The organism is Embleya sp. NPDC008237 (assembly GCF_042956465.1).
Taxonomy (GTDB): Bacteria; Actinomycetota; Actinomycetes; order Streptomycetales; family Streptomycetaceae; genus Embleya.
Map to the genome: position 1 here is coordinate 215,644 of NZ_JBIBGL010000004.1, position 18,558 is coordinate 234,201.

Below are 18,558 nucleotides of genomic sequence, written 5' to 3' on the forward strand. Positions count from 1 at the left end.
CGGCACCCGCACGGGACGGGCGGGAGCGGCGGGCTACTTGTGGTTCGCCGCCTCGTGCTTCATCTTCTCGATGGCGGTGCGGATGTTGGTCATCAGATCCGCGTCCGACTTGCCGAGCGAGTCCGCGATGTCGGTGAAGTTCTTGGCGTAGGACTTGATGTTGGCCGCCGAGGACTTCATCTGCGTGCTGAAGGTCTGGTATGCCTCCTGCAGCGCGGGGCTGGCCTTTTCGAACACCAGGCCGTCGTGGAGCAGGTTGCTGACATGGGTCTCCAATTCGCCCAGTTCCTTGGAGATGTCGGCCAGTTTGGCGCCCATTCTCGTGGCGCCGCGGGCGATTTCGTCGAAATCGACGTGGATGTCGGCCATGTGGTCCTCCGATGGGGTCGGCTGCCGGTGCGGGGGGTGGGCAGGCTGCTACTGGGCGGAGTTGACCTTGTCGGCGATGTCCTTGTCCATGTCCTGGACCGACTGCATGATCTGCCGGAACTGCGTCGCGTAACCCTTGATGCTCTCGGTGGCGGCGGTGAGCGCGGTGCTGAACTTCTCGTATTGGGCCTGCAGCGCGGGACTGGCCTGGACCAGCACGAGGTCCGTGGTGAGCAGGTTGTCGACCTCGGCCTTGGCCTCCTTCATCCGGGGCACGAGCGTGTGGTCGACGCTGTTGTCCAGCAGGTTGGACACCCGGGTGATCTCGGCGTAGGTGAGCTTGATGTTGGCGGGCATGGCAGGTCTCCTCGGGAACGGATGAGCGGGTGGGAGCGGGTGGGCGCGATGGGGGCGGGCGTCAGATGATGCGCCCCTGACCCTTGCCGAGATTGCCGCCCCGGTCCTGGTTGTGGTCCTTGCCGGCGTCGGCGTCGGCGAACGCGGGATCGGGCTTCCACTTGGCGCGCGGACCGTCGCGGATGTAGTGCTCGGTCTTCTCGCCGGCGGTGGAGATCATCGTGCCGCTGCCGTCCTTGTTGATGGTGTACTCGGACGTGCCCTTGCTGCCGTCGCCGTACGTGGTGGTGATGGTGTAGTCGCGGGCGTCGAACCTGTCCGGCTCCTTGTCCTTGTCGTCGCCGTCGGGCAGATCGACCCATTCGGGCGGGCCCTTGTACGTCACGGTCGACTCGTAGGTCAGGCCCTGCGGGTTGGTGATCTTCGAGGTCTCCTTGATGACGTTGTTGTCCTTGTCCAGTTCGACGCTGACGTCGATGCTGCCGTTCTTGTCCTGGTAGTGGTGCGAAGTCGGCGGCTTGTCCGGGGGTTTGGGCGGTTCCTCGCCGGGTTTGGGCGGCACTTCCCGGTCGCCCCTGGCCATCCAGGAGACACACCACGCGGGCGCCTCCGGGTCGTGGCACACGGAGCGGATGCTGTTCTTGTCCGGGTGGTCGCGGAAGTAGTCGGTGGCGCCGATGCCGGCCAGGTACGCGTCCCACTTGGCCTTGTCCGCAAGCCACTTGTCGTGCGTCGCCTTCGTGTTGCGCCATTGGTCGATGCCCAGGACCGTGGTCACCAGCCCGGCCGCGCCGGAGATCTGCGCGTCGGCGTCGAAGAACACGTCGGACACCGACTTGATGGTGTCGGCGAGTTGGGTGAGGCCCTCCTTGGCCTTGCCGGTGCGCGACTTCGAGTGGTGGTAGAAGTTGTTGAAGGCGTACGAGAGGCCGGCCGTGCCCAGGCACGCCTTGCGTTCTCCGGCGCCCGCCTCGCCGAGTTCCCGAAACGCCCCGCTCGTGCCCGAGTCGGCTTGCCGGGCAAGGTCTCTCAGCTTGCTCTGGATCGTGTGCAGGTTGGTGTAGTCGACCGCGAAATCGGCCATGCGGACCTCCTGTTCCTCACCCGCTTCGTGCGCCGCACCCGGAACCGGCTCCACTTCTGTACGCGTCGCGACCGTGGGAGGTTCAATTTCCGGTCGCGACCGTGGGAGGTTCGCCTGGGGTCCCTTCGAGAAGGATTGAACCCGACCCACGAACGGCGCGTACAGAAAAGGGCCGTGGGAGCACGATCGAGCGAGAGGGGCGCCGGCGATGGCTCGTCCGGGAGACTGGAGTGCGCTCGGCCTCGACGGCGACCCGACTCCCGGCGACGCCGACCGGATCTACCGGGTGATCGCCGCGGAGAAGGAATTCGTCGATCTCGCAAGGGACATCGACAACGGCCTCACCGAGATCAAGAACACGTCGAGCCAGATCTTCATCGGCAAGACGGCGGATGCCATGCGCGGCGTCATCGACGGCAACCTGCGCAACTACATCTCCACGTTCAAGAAGGCCCACGAGGACGTCCGCACCGCGCTGACCGTCTACGTCGGCGTGATGCGCACGGAACAGCGGCGCGCGGACGCCGCGTTGACCGCCGCCGCAGCGCTGTCCGAGGACGACGACGCGGGCCGGGCCACGCACAAGGCCACCGCCGAGGACGCCCGGAAGATTCTGGCGGGCGCCGCGGACACCGCGGCCCGGGCGCTGAACGCCGCGGCCGAGTCCATCGCCTCCCCCGTGGACGAGTGCGAGGAGTTCTGGAAGGCGCTCGGCTGGATCGCGATGATCCTGGTCCTGCCCGCGATGATCTTCGGCGGTGCGCTCGCGCTGCTCACCATCGCACTGGGCGTCGCGCTCCTGATCAAGACCGCGATCGACTTCGCGCACGGCAAGGCCGGTGTCACCGAGCTCATCCTGGGCGTCCTGGGGGTGATCGCCCCCACCACCAAGGGGCTGCACCTCGGCAACCTGTGGAAGGTCATCAAGGTCACCGGCAATCGCGGCATCGCGGGCAGCAAGAACCTGTTCCTGGGCGGGCCCAACTCGTTCGGCCTGTTCGGCCGAGTGGGGCTGGGCATCGACTCGGCCGTGGGCGCGGCCGGGTCGTGGATCAGGGGCGGGCTCCAGGGACTGAAGTTGGGCCCCGCCATCACTCGCGTACCCGAAATCGTGGCGTTCGGCGGCAATTTCGGACGCGGTGTGCGTGTGTTCCCGATCGCCGCGGAGCTCACCGTGATCAACCTGGCCGGCGCGAAGACGTTCTTCGGCCTGCGCAGCGTGATAACCACCGTCAATGCCTTCAAGGGGATGGCGACTTCGATCGCGAGCGGGCTGAGCGGCTTCAAGAGCCTGCGGCTGTTCCTGCCGGTGGCGGCCGACGAGATGGGGGAGGGCCTGGGGCTCGCCTTCCGGATCGGCTTCATCGACCGCGGCATGTTCAACATGTACCGCTACGGGGCGTTCATCGACGGCAAGTTCATCGGCGCGGGCGCCAAGATCTCCGGCGGCGTCAACGCGGGGTTCACCGCCTTCGCGCCGGGTGGCGACGTGGTGAAGCTGCCGCATGTGGGCGTCGGCGGGATCGGCTCGGTGCACGTCGGTCCGATCGGGCACACCTTCGACATGCCGCCGCTGTCCGGCCGATTCACCGGCGGATTGGGCAACTTGCCCATGGTGCACGTACCCGGTCTGGGCGTCGTCGGCGGTGGGTTCCACGCCGGCACCTTTCCCGGCCTGAACACCTTCACGGGCACCACGGGCAACCTGGGCGACCTGGGCGCGATCGCCCCGCTCACCGGGTTCGGAGGCAAGATCGCCGACATTCCGTCGTTCTCCTTCACCGGACTGAGCACGGCCAATCTCGGGAACCATCTCGCGGTCCCGCCCGGGATCACCGGGCTCGGCACCACCGCGCCGACCGCACTGCCGGGCGCGCTCGGGCACGTCAGCATCCCGAACCTGGGCACCGTCACCCACGCGCTGCCCAGGGTCGAACTCGGCCTGCCGGGCTCGGGCGCCCTCGTGCACGACCTGCCCACGGCCGGCTCGGTCGCCCTCCCGCATGTCGACGGCGTCGGCACCGTCGCCCTCCCCCACGTCGACGGCATCGGCACCGTCGCCCTCCCCCAGTTGGGCCACGTGGCCGTCCCCCAGACGGGCAGCGTCGCGATGCCGAACGCGACCGTGTCGGCGCTGCCGCAGGCCCACCTGCCGTCCGTGTCGACCACGCCGGTCCCCGGCGTGTCCGGTTCCCCGACCCCCGGGCTCGGCCACACCGCCGGCGCGATGCCGACGCCCGCGGTCGGCGACCTCAAACTGCCGACCGTCGGCGCGCAGTTGGCGGACCTGCCGGGCCTGACTCCGACCAACCTCGCCGGCCCGCGGACCGTGGGGGGCGCCGACGGGACCCTGGCCCACGTCCCGGAGGTCGGTTCGGTCCCCATCACCTCGCAGATCCAGGCGCCGACCGTCGGTGCGGCCGGGACGACGCACATCGGTGTCAACGGCAGCCAGGTGACACTCGGCAACCTGACGTCGGGCCACGGGCTCGGCCACGTGACACCGGTCGGCGTACCGGGCGGCGCAACGGTGGGTGGCATGCCGGAGGGCGGAGTCGTGGGCGTACCGGGCACCGGAGCCGTGGGCGGCCTACCGGGCACCGGAGCCGTGGGCGGCCTACCGGGCACCGGAGCCGTGGGCGGCCTACCGGGCACCGGAGCCGTGGGCGGCCCACCGGGCACCGGAGCCGTGGGCGGCGTCCGTACCGGCGGAGCCCACGTCGTGCCGTCGAGCCCGGCCGGCAACGACATCACCGTGTTCATGGTGAACAACGTGCGGTACGACTTCGCGCACACATTCGGCGGCATCCCGGGGCTGAACGGCGTCGAGGTTCGGGTCCTGCCGAGCGCCCGGGCCGGCCACACCGTCGACATCGACGTCCGCGCGGGCGGCCGCACCGACATCGACGCGTTCCACCTGACCGTGGGCGAGCAGCAGGTGTTGCGGATCGAACAGACCCTCCCGGGCGGTGGCGTGCACCGCTGGGACTACGAACTGAACGCCTCGAACAATCACCGGCTCCTCGACGACCAGGTCATCGACGCGGAGGTCACCGGCGCCGTTCCCGGGCAGTCCGTGGAGCTGACCGCCATCACCTCGCCGGCTCCGGCCGGCGGGCTCACCGGCTCGACCACCCTCGGCAACGGCACCGGCGTGCCGCCGGTCCACGGTACGGGCGGCACGGCCTCCCCCGGCGCGCACCTCGTCGAGATCCCGGGGTTGCCGAACACACGGCTGGAGGTTCGCCTCGTCGACGGCGGCGTCGACGGCGTCCGCGTGGTGGGAGCCGCGGACGGGCCCGGTCTGCGCACCACGCCCGGCACCGGTGCGGGCGGGAACAACATCGTGCGGGTCGAGCAGGACGTCGTGCCGAACGTGGAGACCCGCCGGTGGGACTTCGAGGTGTCCGCGGACGGCGGCCGACTCGTCGGCATCGAGCGGCGCTTCACTCTCAGCGGCGGCGCGGACGACGGCACCCTCGTCGTGGTCCGGGTCGACGTGGCGGACGAGCCCCTCGGCGTCACCCACATCAATGCCGACGGGAGCGTCCGCAATCCGGGCGGGCCGCCCGTGCGGTTCGACGCGGCGGGCATCAACATCCCCACGACCGGCGGCTTCCGGCTCCACGACCCGGCGACCGGCGCGCTGTCGCACACCGGCCTGCGGCTGTTCGGATCCGACGGCAACCCGCTGCCGCTGCACGTGCTGACCCCGAACGGCGGCGGACCCCGCACCCTGGTCGACGCCCGGGCGACCGCGACGCTCGGCGCCGTGACCACACCGGCGCACGCGGACGGCATGCTCCACGTCGTCCCGACCGGCACCGGACCGGTCGTGCGCGTCTTCGGTGCGGACGGCCGGTTCTCGCACGACTCCCTGCCCCTGACCCGCATCGACGGACTGGGCCTGCCAGGCGGCCACATCCGCTCGCCGCACGGCGACACCCCGCACGTGGCCGGCCCCGACGGCAGGCCCGTCCCGGGCACCGAGGTGATCCCGCAGCTGGGCAACGAGTTCCGCGTCGTGCACGCGGACGGGCAGTTCCACGTCGACGCCGGCGGCGCACGCGGCCACGACGTCGTCCCGCTGGCCACCGCCGACGGCGCCGGGACGGGGCTGCACGTCTTCACCCCCGTCGCCGGTGTCAACCCGCTGCCCCACCCGCGCGGCATCGACGGCACACCGTCCACGACCGCGACCGTCACCAGGGTCGACGACACCTTCCACGTCACCGGCACCGACGGCCGACCGCATGTGGTGGCCGTGCACACCCCGCAGGGCGTGTTCTCGCACACCGCGCTTCCGCTCACCGGCGGCGGCGCACCCGGCGGGTTCATCCGACTGCCCGACCACGCCGGTGGGCCGCCGCAGCTCACCCGCGGCGACGGCACGATCGTGCCGCACGGCGACGTCACTCCACAGCACGGCGGCGGATACCTGGTCGGCTACCCCGGCGGCGCGATCCGCGTCGACGACGTGGGCACGCACACGCACGACGTCGTGGAGCTGACGGCGAACGGCGCACGGCTCGGGCAATACGTGCACGCGCCGGTCGCCACCCCCAGCGCACCGGTGCCACACCCGCACACCCGGGGCGGCGTACCCGATGCCGACCGCACGATCACCCGGATCGGCGGCGAACTGCGGCTCACCGATCCCGACGGGTCGTTCGCCGTGCACGGTCTCGACGGCGAGCGCCGGTACGAGGCGATCCACCTGCCCGACGGCGGCCCGTTCGGCGGCCGGTTCGTGCAATTCGACAACCATGCCGCCACCCTGGTCGACACACACCTGGTCCCCGTCCCGGACACACACGTCGTCCGCCAGACGGAGTTGCTGGACGACGGCTTCCGAATCGTCCACGGCACCGACCACGTCGTCGTCGGCATGCGGGGCGCACACCGCTTCGACGCCGTTGCGCTGCGCGGCCCCGACGGAGCCCCCACGGGCGAGTTCGTCTTCCGCCACCCGGCCCCGACGGCCGGTGGACCCGCGCCCGGTCCGCTGCCGCTGGCCAAGAACGCGGCGGGCCACAACATCAGGGTCGAGGTGGCCGGCCGCCCGGACGGCACGCTCCGCGTCGGCGACGACACCTCGATCCGGGTCTTCTCCGGCACCGGCGCGTTCGACTTCCGGGTACTGCGGCTGACCGACGCCGCAGGCACCCACCTGCCGCAGAACATCCGCGTGCACCCCGGCGGAGCACGAACCGTGGTCGACGACGATCTGGCCGCCGTCCCCGACGTCACCGTGCACACCCGCGACGGCGGCGGCTTCCATCTGCGCGGCACCGACGGCGGGTTCCGCCTGTTCGACCGAACCGGCAGGCTCGACCTCGTCGCGGCCCCGCAGCAAGTGGCGCACGGCGAGGGCCACATCAGCGTGCTGACCGTGGCCGACGGCGCCGGCGCGCACCGGTTCGACGTGATCAAGCTGTCGGACGGGCAACTCACCGACCCGGCGCGGGTGCAGCTGCTGCGAACCACCGGGGGAGACCTCCGGGTCCTGGACGGCAATCTCGAAGCGCTCCCGAACCTGCGGGCGACCCCGCAGCCGGGCGGCGGATACCGGGTGGACGGCATCGGCGTGCACACGAACGAGTTCCGGCGTTTCGACGCGGGCGGGCGGCTGGAGTTCCAGCGGGTCGACATCGTCGGTGGCCGGGGGGCGATCGATCCGAACCGGCACTTCGAGATCACCTACCCGGCGGGCGGCGATCCCACCTGGTCGCTGGTCAAGACGGACGCCCGCGGCGTACCGGTGCCCGGACCGGCGACACGCACGTGGTTCGAGGGCGGCACGGTCGACGTGCAGGGCGCGGAGGTGGGCCGGGTCCATCTGGTCAGCCACCTCAAGGTCACCGTGTTCGAGCGCAGGCCGCTGCCCGACGGCAACATGCTCGACGCGCACCACACCCCCGCCACCCAGGGCAACTTCGGCCTGTTCAATCAGCGCGGTACGTGGGCGGAGTTCGGCCCGAACGGCGACCTGATCCAGCACGGCACCCGGCACTGGGGCGAGAGCACCCGCAGTTGGTTCGACGTCAAGAGCGTGTTCGGCTTCGACGTCCGCGTACGGCACTTCCAGATGAGCGCGGACGGCGGACACGTCCTGGCCAAGCTGGACAACGTGCCGGCCACCCAGGGCTTCGCCGACACCACGTGGGTGCGGTTCGACGCCGACTTCCGACCGATCGCGTCGGGCACCCGGCACTGGGGCCCCGGACGGGGCTGGACGGACCGGACGAACCACCCGATCACCGGCGAACCCATCACCGTCCAGGAGAAGTTCGGCCGCTTCCAGTTCGGTCTGCACGACGTCCGCCGCTTCCACCAGATCGAGCTGGGGCCCGACGGCGTCCCCAAGCGCGACTTCGTCTCCCGACACCCGGACGGCAACGTCAACGGCTTCGGAAAGACGCTGCACAACGGCGACTTCCTCCAGGTCGTCCGTTTCGCCGAGCAGCGGCCGCCGGTGTTCTTCCGCAACCTGTTCAGCGCCGAGATCCGCGCGACCGACCTGACCCGCCACCCGTGGCTGGCCAAGGACAACCGCCTGCGGGTGGCGACGTGGACCCAGGAGCCGGCGGGCGGCGGAGCGGGCGGCAGCCGCGGCGTGCAGTTCACCACCAACAACAAGACGGTGATCGACGTCGCGAGCAACGGCGACATCGTCCGCGAGACCCGCACGCTGCCGAACGGCGACACCCTCACCGTGGGCAACGTACAACTGCCCGCCGTACACGCCGGCCCGAACGTGGGAACGCCGGTGCCGCACCGGCCCGGCTACCTCCCGTGGTCCGAGGGCGTCGGCGGCCTCCGAGGGCATCGCACGCACGTGCCGACCGACTTCGTGCCCACCCCGGGCGCGGGCGAGAAGCAGATCACCTGGCAGGACCGGGTCACCACCGACCTGGAGGACGGCGACTGGTACACCCCCGGCGCCAAGGACTGGACGGTGGTGCGGACCGGCTTCGCCGACGGCACGTTCATCGACTACCGGCCCAGGCCGAACGACGGCGCCGGGGGCGCCGGGCCGAACACCCGCACCACCATCGACGCCGGCACCGGCAACTGGACCATGTACGACCACCACGGCGTCGTCCTCGGCCGCTCGGACTCCTTCCCCGATCCCAACGGGGCGGGCCGTCTCGACATAGTCGGCACCATCGGGGCCAACACGCGCGTGTTCCGGTGGCACGACGCGGCCCACCCGGAGATCGGCGGCGTGCGGATCACCTCGTTCGAGCGGCAGATCTCGGCCTGGCAGTGGGACCGCGAGTCGTTCCAGGACTTCGACGCGGACGGCCGTCTCATCCGCGACCACCGACTGCTCGGCGAGGGCCTGACCGTCGACGCGTGGCGCGGCGTGGACGCGCGGGGCAACGAGGTGTGGCACTGGAACAAGATGGACGCGAACAACAACGTGCTGACCTTCGGCACCGGCGTCAACGACCGGATCCGGCACTGGTTCGACGCGGACGGCAACGCGCTGCCCGGCTGGGAGCGGGGGGCCCGGTGGTCCGACCGGATCACCGGTCTCGACGACCGGGTCGTCCAGGAGATTCCGGCCCCCAAGACGACCAACATGGTGCGCGACTACTTCACCGACTCCCCGTTCCGGGTTCGCGACTACACCCCCACCCCCACCACCGAGTTCGACCGGCACATCTGGCAGGAGTCCGACCACGGCATCCTCGCGCAGGTCAAGGTCCGGCTCTCGGACGGCACGTTCCTGGAGACGAACGCCTTCAACAAGCACGGCCGGCGCTACGACACCGACGGCGTCACGCTCGTCAACGACCGCTCGATCCCGGGGTACATCACCGAATTCGACGCCCACGGCGTGGGCACCATCGTCGGACGCGAAACGCACTTCACCGGCTGGTTCAACGAATACCGCGGCCTGAACCGCACGTTCCGCGAGGCGAACCGCTGGAACTTCGGTCCGTCCGTGGACGGCGAGGCGGTCCCGGCACCGTTCGCGCTCCGGGCGATCCAGTCCATCGGCATCGACATGACGCACGAGTTCCTGCTCGACTTCACCGTGAACCTCGTCGTGTTGTCGATCGTCCGGGTCATGTCCGGCAGCGGTTTGAGCGCCGTGGACGTCGGGCGCGCCGCGTTCGGCGCCGCGCTCAGCTCGATGACCAAGGGCACCGTCGCGGCGGCGCACATGTCCGCCAACCGCGGTGGCTGGAAGGTGTATTGGTCGAACATCGACTACGGAATGTCGGGCAGCTGGCGTCCCAACGACGACAGTTGGAACACCGAATTCGGTGCCAACGAGCGCCCGGTGCGCTGGCGCGGCGGCACGTACGAGTTCGCCCTCGGGCTCGGCACCGGCGCGGTGGGCGGATTCGTCAGCGGCGCATCGCAGGCCGCACTCTTCGGGGTTCGCGGTGCGGACGGCGCGATCATCAAGCTCACCGGCCAAGATGCCGTGCTGTCCGGCCTCGCGTCGGTCGTCGGCGGCCTCCTCGACACCGTCTCGGTCGGCGCGCTCCGCACCCTGGTGCAGCACACGATCGGCAGCCGGTGGATCCACCGGCAAGGTCCCATGGACATCTTCGTCATCGGGGCGATCGGCAAGCTCGTGGACAAGCTCTTCTCGCTCACGGTGCTCGGTCCCGCGACCATCCGTTGGATCGGCGACCGGCCCGACGTGCACTCGGGCGACAACCTGCTGCCCGGAACAGGAACAGGTGGCGGATGAGCACACCGGAGATCCGCGTCGGCCCCAGGGGCCGCGGGACCCACCGCGACATCGGGTCCGCGCTCGCCGCCGCGCCCGCGGGCGCCGAGATCCTGATCGCTCCCGGCGAGTACGAGGAGAGCCTGCGCCTGGAGCGGCGCGTGGTCCTGCGGCCGGAGAACGGAGCCGGGACGGTGGTGATCCGCGCGCGGGCCGGAGCCGCCCTGACCGTCGCCGCCCCCGGCTGTCTGCTCCGCGGGCTCGTCCTGCGCGGCGCGGACCCGGCGGAGCCGGTCGTGCGGGTGGAGGACGCGGCCGGCCTGACGCTGGACGCGTGCGAACTGGAGCGGGGCCGGGTGGACGTAGCCGGCTCGGCGAAGGCGAGCGGCAACGCGCGCAACGCCCTGCTCACGCTCGCCGACCCGCTCGACGTCGACCTCGCCGACCCGACCTGCGGCGGTGTCCTGCTGCTCTCCCGGACCCGGTTGCGCGGCGCGCGGCATGCCGCGCTGGTCCTGGACGGCGACGCCCGGGCCCGCGCCGAGGACACGGTCGTGGAAACGATCGACGGCGTCGGCGTGTTGCTGACCGGCCACGCGGTGCTGGTCGCCGACCGGTTGCGGGTACGCGAGACCTCGGGCTCCGCGTTGCGGGTGTGCGCGGACGCGCGGCTGCTGGCCCGGGACACCACACTCGACGGCGCCGGACGCAACGGCGTGCTGGTCGAGGAACGCGGCGAGGTCCATCTCGACGACTGCCGGCTGCGCAAGGTCGGACGCAGCGGCGTCCAGGCCGAACACGAGGCGCGCGTGCACCTGACCGACTGCCGGATCACCGACGCCGGCGGCAGCGCGGTCGCCGTCGCCGGCGCGGCGCAACTCCTCGCGCACGGCTGCCGGATCGTCGCTCCTGCCGCCAACGGCATCGTCGCGCTCGGCGAGGCCGAGGTGACGGTCACCGCGTCGCTGGTGGCGGGCACCGGATTCACCGCGGTGCACCTCGGCGAGAACGCGCGGGCCCGGTTCGGTGATTGCCGGCTCGACGGCAGCGACGAGCACGGCTTCGCGGTCGTGGGGTCCGCGTACGCGGAGATCGTGGACACCACGGTCGCCGGGGCGACCATGTGCGGGGTGCATGTGGTCGACGAGGCGCGGGTCGCGATGCGCGCCACCCGGGTCGAGGGCGGCGAGACGGGGGTTCGGCTGCGCTCGTCCGCGGAATCGGAACTGCGCGAATGCGTGGTGAGCGGGCAGCGCAGGACCGGTGTCGAGGTCGGGTCCGACGCGATCGCCACGCTGTCCGCGACCCGGATCGCCGAGACGGGCAGCGCGGGTGTCAGCGTCGATTCCGGTGCCCGGCTGCGCATGGACGGCGGCGGCGTCTTCGCCGTCGGCGGCAGCGGGCTGGTGGTGGGACGGGGTGCCGAACCGACGGTGCGCGGCATCCGGGTGGACGGGACCGGGAAGAACGGCATCCTGTTCGGCGAGGGTGCACGTGGGGTGATCGAACACAGCGATCTGTCGGGGTGCGCGTACCCCGCCCTGCACATCGGCCGGGACGCCGAACCGCGGTTCGTCGGTTGCCGGGTCTTCGACTGCGCGCAGGACGTCGGCTTCGCCGAGGGCGCGCGGCCGGTGTTCGAGGAGTGCGTGTCCGTCCGGGTGGCCGCGCCGTCGCTGGCCTCGCTGTCGCAGGGGTCCAGCCGGGCGCCGCACGAGCCCGCCGCCCCGGCCGGGGCGGGCGTCGCCGCGGCGGGTGGCGCACCGCTTCCCGCCGTGCCCGCGTCGGTCGATCTGGCCGAACTGGGCGAGGCTCCGCCGCCGTCCGAGACGCTGGACGACCTGCTCGCCGAACTCGCCGAACTGGTGGGACTGGACGGCGTGAAGCGCGATGTCGGAGGCATGGTCAAGCTCATGCAGACGGTGCGTCGGCGTCAGGAGGCCGGACTGCCCGCACCGCCGCTGAGTCGTCACCTGGTCTTCGCGGGCAACCCGGGCACCGGCAAGACGACCATCGCGCGCCTGTACGGACGGTTGCTGAAGGCGCTCGGACTCCTGGAGCGCGGCCATCTGGTCGAGGTCGACCGCAGCTCCCTGGTCGGCGAGTACGTCGGGCACACCGGCCCCAAGACGACCGAGTCGTTCAATCGCGCCCGCGGCGGTGTGCTGTTCATCGACGAGGCGTACGCGCTCGTGCCCGCCGGCGTGGCGAACGACTTCGGCGGCGAGGCCGTCGCCACGCTCGTCAAACTCATGGAGGACCACCGTGACGAGGTCGTCGTGATCGTGGCCGGGTATCCCGGCGAGATGGAGCGGTTCATCGCCTCGAACCCGGGTCTGTCCTCACGGTTCACCCGCAGCCTGCTGTTCGACGACTACTCGGCCGACGACCTGGTGCGCATCGTCGAGCACCATGCGGGTCGGCACCGCTACGAACTCAGCGTCCCCGCGCGCAAGGCGCTCGGCGAGTTGTTCGTCGCGATGCCGCGTGGCGCGCAGTTCGGCAACGGCCGCACGGCGCGCCAGGTGTTCCAGCAGATGACCGAACGTCAGGCGATGCGAATGGCCGAGATCGACGCACCCGACGAGCGCCAGTTGGTCGTCCTCGACGAGATGGACCTGCCGCGGCCGGCGGGCTCGTCCTGACCGTGCACACCCCCTTTGTCATCTGTCGTGCCCATGGAGGAGAGCTCGTGTCCGAACCCAACGAAGCCGGCCCGCACGTCGGTTCGTCCGCGCCGTCGTTGGCGCAGGCGTACGCCCGCCGTCCGGCCCGTCCCCGTCGCGGTCTCCTGCCGGGGCGTCGGGTGTGGGTGTCCCTCGGCTCGGCCGCGGGCATCGCCGCCGTCACGACGCTGGCCGTGGCCCTGACCCCGAGCGGGGCGAGCGGCGACCCGGCGGACGGCGACCGGGTGGTCGCCGCCGCGGGGGCGCCCGGGAACGCGAAGTCCGGCGGATCCGGGACGGTCGGCTCGCCGGGGCCGCCCGGGGCTCCCGGATCGTCCGGGGCTCCGGGAACACCCGGATCACCCGGAGCACCCGGAGCACCGGGATCCCCCGGCTTGCCCGGCGAGTCCGCCGCGTCGCCGACGGGCGCCGGGGCGCCACCCGCGGGCACTCCCGAGGCACCCGCCGCAGCCGGCCCCGAGGCGCCGAGCGCGGAGCGGCCCCCTGCGGCCGGGCCGCCCGCGACGAAACCGCAGGTGCCCCGGTCCGTCCCCCGTGGGCCGGTCGAGACCACCCCGGCGCAGCAGCCCAGGATCGCGGCACCCCCGCCCGCTCAGCCGCCGCGGCCGAACGTCCCGGGCAACCCCCTGCGGAACGGATACACCGGCAAGTGCCTGAGCGGGTCCGCGGGTTCCGACGGCACACCGCTGATCCAGTGGTCGTGCAACGGCGACGTGAACCAGAAGTGGGACATCAGATCCGACGGCACGATCCGGACCAAGGGCCTGTGCATGGACGCGGCGTGGGGCTCCACCGCCAAGGGCACGGTCGTGCAACTCGCCTACTGCAGCGGAAACCCCGCCCAGCAGTTCGCCCTCCGCGGCAACAACATCTACGCGAAGGCGTCCAACATGTGTGTCGACCTGTGGGACTTCAACACCCGCGACGGCGCGGCGATCCGCCTCCACCCCTGCCACTACGGCACAAATCAGGTGTGGACCCGCGGCTGAGACCGACCGCCGACCGTACCCGTCACCCGTCGCAGGCAATCGCGCCGCGGGTGACGAGTAGGCCCGCAGCGCTTGCGCATGATCGCAGCCGCGGCCCCGCCCCACCGGCCGATCAACGGCGTGTGCCGGCGCACACACGCGCAACGCCGCAGGCATCCTTCGGGGAGGGCGGTGCGCTGCACCGGATGGCACGGGTGTCAACTCGCGGCCGCGGGACAGGCTCGGATCATGTCCGGTGTTTCTTGGGGTCGACGCACATCCGGTGTGCCCGCAATGGTCGGGGCCGAGCTTCGCGGGCTCGGGCGGTCGACCGCCCGAGCCTGGCGGGGGCCGGGGCGCGAGCGGGATCTGGTCCGGCAGTCGGCCAAGGCCGCGTTCGCGGCGGTGCTGAGTTGGGCCGTGGCCGGGTGGTGGCTGCGGGCCCCGATGGCCATCATGGCGCCCTGGGTGGCGATCGTGCTCGTGCAGGCCACGGTGTACCGGTCGGTGGCCCAGGCCCTCCAGGTTTTGGTGTCGATGGCGTTCGGAACGCTGATCGCCGCCGTCGGTTGGGCGGCATGCGGCAGCACCATCGGGGCGATGGCGGCGGTGTTGCCGATCACGATGTTGCTGGGCAACTGGCGGCGGTTCGGCGATCAGGGCATGTACAGCTCGACCAGCGCGCTGTTCGTGCTCTCCTACGGCCCGGTCACCGGCGCCACGATCGGCCACCGGCTCGGCGAGGCGCTGCTCGGCGCGACGATCGGGCTCGCGGTGAACTTCCTGGTGTGGCCACCGGTGCACCTGCGGGACAGCCGTCGTGCCGCACTCGACGTCGCGGACGAGATCGCCGAGATCCTGGCCGCATCGGCCGCCGGACTGCGCGTGGAGTGGAACGCGGCGGCAGCGGACGAGCGGTATCGCCGGGCACTGCGGGTCTCCCGCCGTTGGGAGGATCTGCGGGCGGCCACCGAACACGCGCGCGAAAGCGTGCGGATGAATCCGCGCAGGCACCGCCACGGCCCGGTGCCTGAGATCGAGCACGGCTTCCTGCCCACGCTGGAGAACCTGGTCGCCCGCACGATCGCGATCACCAGGACGATTCGCGACACCGCGCGGGAGGACGGCATGGACCTGACGCCGGACGGAAGGACGTTGGCGCCCTATGCCGACTTCCTGGATGCCCTGGCCCGCGCGGTGCGCGAGTACGGCGGGGCCGTGGCCGCGACCGGAACGTCGGTGCCACCGGACGCGGCAGGCTCACCGGACACCCGACTGCGCCGTGCCGGACGCGAGGTGTCCCGAGCCGTCGAGATCCACACCGTCCTGACCGAGCGCCTGCCCGAGGCGGCGCGGTCGGGCCCGCTGACCACCGCACTGACGGGTTCCCTGCTCGCCGAGGCGGGCCGACTGCTGGGCGATCTCGACGCAGGCTCGGACACCGGCCGACATCCGGTCGTCGACTGAGCGGGCTCGTCGCGGACGACATGTCGGCAAGCCCCGGTCGATCGCAGCGGTGGCCGGCACACCCGCGCGGGTCGGAGTTCGACGAGATCGGCCCGCGCGAGCGGCCCGCAACCCGGCCGTACCCGGCACGACGGTCGGGCGGCCTACCACCACGACGCCGCCCGTGCCCGACGCCCGCCCACCGACGGGCGGGCGTACCGCGTTCAGCCTCGGCGGTGGATCATCGACATCAGCAGCCCGTGGGTTTCCGCGTCGGCGGCCACGACCAGCCCGCGACCCGCCTCGCCGATCGGGGCGCCGTCGATCCCGGTGACCACACAACCGGCCGCCCGGCACACCGCGATCCCGGCGGCGAAGTGCACACTCCCCGACAGGTCGCCGCCGTCGGTGACGTACGCGGCGCGCTTGCCGGCCGCGACCCAGGCCACCGCCAGCGTCGAGGACACCACCCGCGGCCGGAACCGCTCGACGAACCCGGGATGGGCCACCAGGTCCACGGCTCGAAAGCCCGGCGCGTTCGGGAACGGCGGATCCAGGTTGACATCCACCAACCGCGAGGCTGACGAGGGCACCAACTGCGTGTCCGCGCCCTCGCGTCGCACCCACGCGCTCGCGCCGTCGGTGTGGAAGATCTCGCCGCCGAACGGGTCGGCCACCGCGGCCGCGCCCTCGCGCAGCGCCACGTTGACGGCGACCACCATGGTGCCGACGGCGTAGTTCAACGTCCCGCACAGGGGGTCCACCAGCCACCGGCGCGCGGCCTCGGCTGTGCCCCGTTGCCCGCCCTCCTCACCGAGCACCGCGTCCTCGGGTCGCGCCGCGCCGATCACGCCGAGAATCGTCTTCTCCGCCTCGACATCGGCGGCGGTGGCGAAGTCCCCTCCGCCCTTGTCGATCCGGGCCAGTCGCCGCCCGTACAGGTCACGCACCACGTCCGCGCCGGCACTCGCCGCGGCTATCGCAACTTCGGCATCGGACAGACCCGCAGATGAGTTGATCATGCTCCGCACCCTACCGGCGTCCCTCGGTGGCACCCGGTGACGCGACATGCCGCGAAACGCGAGGATCGTTCGCCCGAACGCACCGACGACCGCTCCCCGCTGCCACGGGACGACCGGCACCACCCAACCGCGCTCCGCCACACGGCGGTTCCGGCTCCGACTCGGCCCCGACTCGATCGCCTCCGAATCGCGCAGAACAGCGGATCGGGCCCCGGGGCGGACCCGATCCGGCCCCTGCTTCCGCAAACCGGTGGGAGGGTAGGACTCGAACACCCCGCGGTCGGGCACGGCCCCGGACCGACACCGACCCGGAGAAGGACCCACCGATGCCCACCACCCGACACGAGGAACTGCGCGCTGCGGTCACAGCCGCCCGCCGGGCACTCGCCGCCCATCCCGACGCCGCGACCTCACCGGCCCTGGCCGACCTGATCGCCGCCGCCGAACCCTTCGCCAACTTCGCTCCCGCCGTTCCACCCCCCAAAAGACGTGCGAGCGCGGATCCGGCGCGGCGTTCGGAACGGTCGGGCACCGACGACGACACCGGCTCCGACGACGCGGACGTGCTGATACAGGACACGCTCGACGACGAAGCCCGCGGTCCGGCTCCCCATCCGCGAGGGGCGCAGCCGGGCGGCGACGGTCCGCCCGGAGTCCACGCCGCCGTCGCCGGCCCACCATCGTCCATGCCGTAGCGCCCCGCCCGCCCGCCCGCCGCCCGGCCGCCACAGCCGCGCCTCGACCGGGCCGTCCGGGTCGTCGGCAACCACCACGAACCCGGGGATCCGACGCCCGGCACCCGAGCGCGCGGGCGCCTCCTCCCCCTCGGTTGGGAGGAGACGCCCAGCACACGCAGTCCCCCGGAGCCCCCATCGGGGGAGGAACCACGCGCGCCCCATCCCTGCCCCGGCGACGACGCCGCGCACGCGCCCGACCGGGTGAACCGGGCCGGCCGCCGCACCGCCCTGACCGACGGGTGCGGAACAGTCGAATGGGTGACGCTTGAGGCGCCCGTCGGCGGGCAGGTGTGCGGGCACGACGGTGCCGGCTGCGACAGGATTGCCGGGGCCGCACCAGCGGGCTCGTCACGACCGCGCGGAGGAGTCGTGGCTGCTCGCCGGCTCGGATCGCACTCGTGGGCCGTCCGGACGAGAACCCGGTCGAGGACTCCGTTTCCTGGCGGTCCGCGCGCCGATGTCGAGCCGAAGTACCGTCCGCCGTCCGCCCTCGTGTCCCTTGAGGAGGGTCATGTTTCGACTTCGTCGTTCCCTCGTCCGGTGGCGCGTGCCACGACGGACCGGTGCTTCCGGGCGGGCCCGGAAGGCGGTGCGGACCACGCTCGCCGACTGGGGCTGGGACGAGGACCGGGTCGCGCCGGCCGTCCTGGTCCTGTCCGAACTGTTGACCAACGCGCAGCTGTACACCGACGGGGAGGTGGCCCTGGCCCTGCGTCGGACCCGGCGCGGGGCGCGGCTGTCCGTCACCGACACCGATCCCCGGATGCCGACCCGGCGCGACACCGGCCCCGAACACGAGGGCGGTTTCGGGCTGCACATCCTCGACACGATCACCACCGACTGGGGCGTCCGAACCCACCGGGGCGGAAAGACCGTCTGGGCCGATATCGACGCCCCCACCGCCGCCGCTTCGCACCGCCCGAGGCGGTCGAGCGCCCGAGCGAGGACCTCCTTGATCCGGGCGTCGCTCGTGTCGCGGTGGCCCGAGGGCCCGCCCACGACCCGTCGTCGGGCCCGAGCGGGCCTACCGGTGGCGGACGTGTGGCGACGGGCCGGCGCAATCGGTTCGACCGCGCGCGCCGTCGTGTCCACCCTGGTGGGGCGCACGCGCCGACGGGGGTCGGGCCTGATGCTCGTGCACCTCCTGGCCACGGCCCGACCCGCGGCCTGAGCAGGCGGCCCCACTCGGTCCG

At 72.0% G+C, this 18,558-nt stretch carries 10 protein-coding genes; 6 read left to right on the forward strand and 4 right to left on the reverse strand.

Going from position 1 to position 18,558, the window contains the following annotated elements; translation table 11 throughout:
- Positions 1 to 33 precede the first annotated feature (33 nt).
- The 3 genes from ACFZBU_RS11405 to ACFZBU_RS11415 form a co-directional block, all read right to left on the reverse strand.
- Complete coding sequence (locus tag ACFZBU_RS11405; protein ID WP_391583272.1) at positions 34 to 369, reverse strand: hypothetical protein; 336 nt, start codon at positions 367 to 369, stop codon at positions 34 to 36.
- 48 nt (positions 370 to 417) lie between these two features.
- Complete coding sequence (locus tag ACFZBU_RS11410) at positions 418 to 726, reverse strand: hypothetical protein (RefSeq protein ID WP_391583273.1); 309 nt, start codon at positions 724 to 726, stop codon at positions 418 to 420.
- 61 nt (positions 727 to 787) lie between these two features.
- Positions 788 to 1,810, reverse strand: a complete 1,023-nt coding sequence (locus tag ACFZBU_RS11415; protein WP_391583274.1) for a serine/arginine repetitive matrix protein 2 — start codon at positions 1,808 to 1,810, stop codon at positions 788 to 790.
- A gap of 208 nt (positions 1,811 to 2,018) precedes the next feature.
- Between ACFZBU_RS11415 and ACFZBU_RS11420 the strand changes: the two genes are divergently transcribed.
- From ACFZBU_RS11420 to ACFZBU_RS11435, 4 genes are all read left to right on the forward strand, one after another.
- Positions 2,019 to 10,526 (forward strand): hypothetical protein, encoded by an 8,508-nt coding sequence (locus ACFZBU_RS11420; RefSeq protein ID WP_391583275.1) that lies wholly within the window; start codon positions 2,019 to 2,021, stop codon positions 10,524 to 10,526.
- Positions 10,523 to 13,150 carry a right-handed parallel beta-helix repeat-containing protein gene (locus ACFZBU_RS11425; RefSeq protein WP_391583276.1) on the forward strand — a complete coding sequence of 876 codons (2,628 nt, stop codon included), beginning with the start codon at positions 10,523 to 10,525 and terminating at the stop codon, positions 13,148 to 13,150. The genes ACFZBU_RS11420 and ACFZBU_RS11425 overlap by 4 nt, the downstream gene beginning before the upstream one ends.
- 47 nt (positions 13,151 to 13,197) lie before the next feature.
- Entirely contained in the window at positions 13,198 to 14,181 is a 984-nt protein-coding gene (locus ACFZBU_RS11430; RefSeq protein WP_391583277.1) for a ricin-type beta-trefoil lectin domain protein, read from the forward strand.
- Between the two features lie 228 nt (positions 14,182 to 14,409).
- Positions 14,410 to 15,627 (forward strand): aromatic acid exporter family protein, encoded by a 1,218-nt coding sequence (locus tag ACFZBU_RS11435; RefSeq protein ID WP_391583278.1) that lies wholly within the window; start codon positions 14,410 to 14,412, stop codon positions 15,625 to 15,627.
- 203 nt (positions 15,628 to 15,830) lie between these two features.
- On the opposite strand, the gene ACFZBU_RS11440 is transcribed toward ACFZBU_RS11435, so the two are convergent.
- A complete protein-coding gene (locus ACFZBU_RS11440; RefSeq protein ID WP_391583279.1) occupies positions 15,831 to 16,628 on the reverse strand; it encodes an inositol monophosphatase family protein in 798 nt (265 codons plus the stop codon).
- A gap of 326 nt (positions 16,629 to 16,954) precedes the next feature.
- Between ACFZBU_RS11440 and ACFZBU_RS11445 the strand changes: the two genes are divergently transcribed.
- Positions 16,955 to 17,323: a hypothetical protein gene (locus tag ACFZBU_RS11445; protein WP_391583280.1), complete on the forward strand. Its 369-nt coding sequence runs from the start codon at positions 16,955 to 16,957 to the stop codon at positions 17,321 to 17,323.
- Positions 17,324 to 17,876: 553 nt separating this feature from the next.
- Positions 17,877 to 18,536 carry an ATP-binding protein gene (locus tag ACFZBU_RS11450; protein WP_391583281.1) on the forward strand — a complete coding sequence of 220 codons (660 nt, stop codon included), beginning with the start codon at positions 17,877 to 17,879 and terminating at the stop codon, positions 18,534 to 18,536.
- Positions 18,537 to 18,558 lie beyond the last annotated feature (22 nt).

Bases quoted from the DNA above. Each gene is read 5' to 3' on its own strand.
- ACFZBU_RS11420 (WP_391583275.1), top strand. From the start codon at position 2,019: ATGGCTCGTCCGGGAGACTGGAGTGCGCTCGGCCTCGACGGCGACCCG.
- ACFZBU_RS11440 (WP_391583279.1), bottom strand. From the start codon at position 16,628: ATGATCAACTCATCTGCGGGTCTGTCCGATGCCGAAGTTGCGATAGCC.
- ACFZBU_RS11405 (WP_391583272.1), bottom strand. From the start codon at position 369: ATGGCCGACATCCACGTCGATTTCGACGAAATCGCCCGCGGCGCCACG.
- ACFZBU_RS11450 (WP_391583281.1), top strand. From the start codon at position 17,877: ATGTTTCGACTTCGTCGTTCCCTCGTCCGGTGGCGCGTGCCACGACGG.
- ACFZBU_RS11435 (WP_391583278.1), top strand. From the start codon at position 14,410: ATGTCCGGTGTTTCTTGGGGTCGACGCACATCCGGTGTGCCCGCAATG.
- ACFZBU_RS11415 (WP_391583274.1), bottom strand. From the start codon at position 1,810: ATGGCCGATTTCGCGGTCGACTACACCAACCTGCACACGATCCAGAGC.
- ACFZBU_RS11425 (WP_391583276.1), top strand. From the start codon at position 10,523: ATGAGCACACCGGAGATCCGCGTCGGCCCCAGGGGCCGCGGGACCCAC.
- ACFZBU_RS11410 (WP_391583273.1), bottom strand. From the start codon at position 726: ATGCCCGCCAACATCAAGCTCACCTACGCCGAGATCACCCGGGTGTCC.
- ACFZBU_RS11445 (WP_391583280.1), top strand. From the start codon at position 16,955: ATGCCCACCACCCGACACGAGGAACTGCGCGCTGCGGTCACAGCCGCC.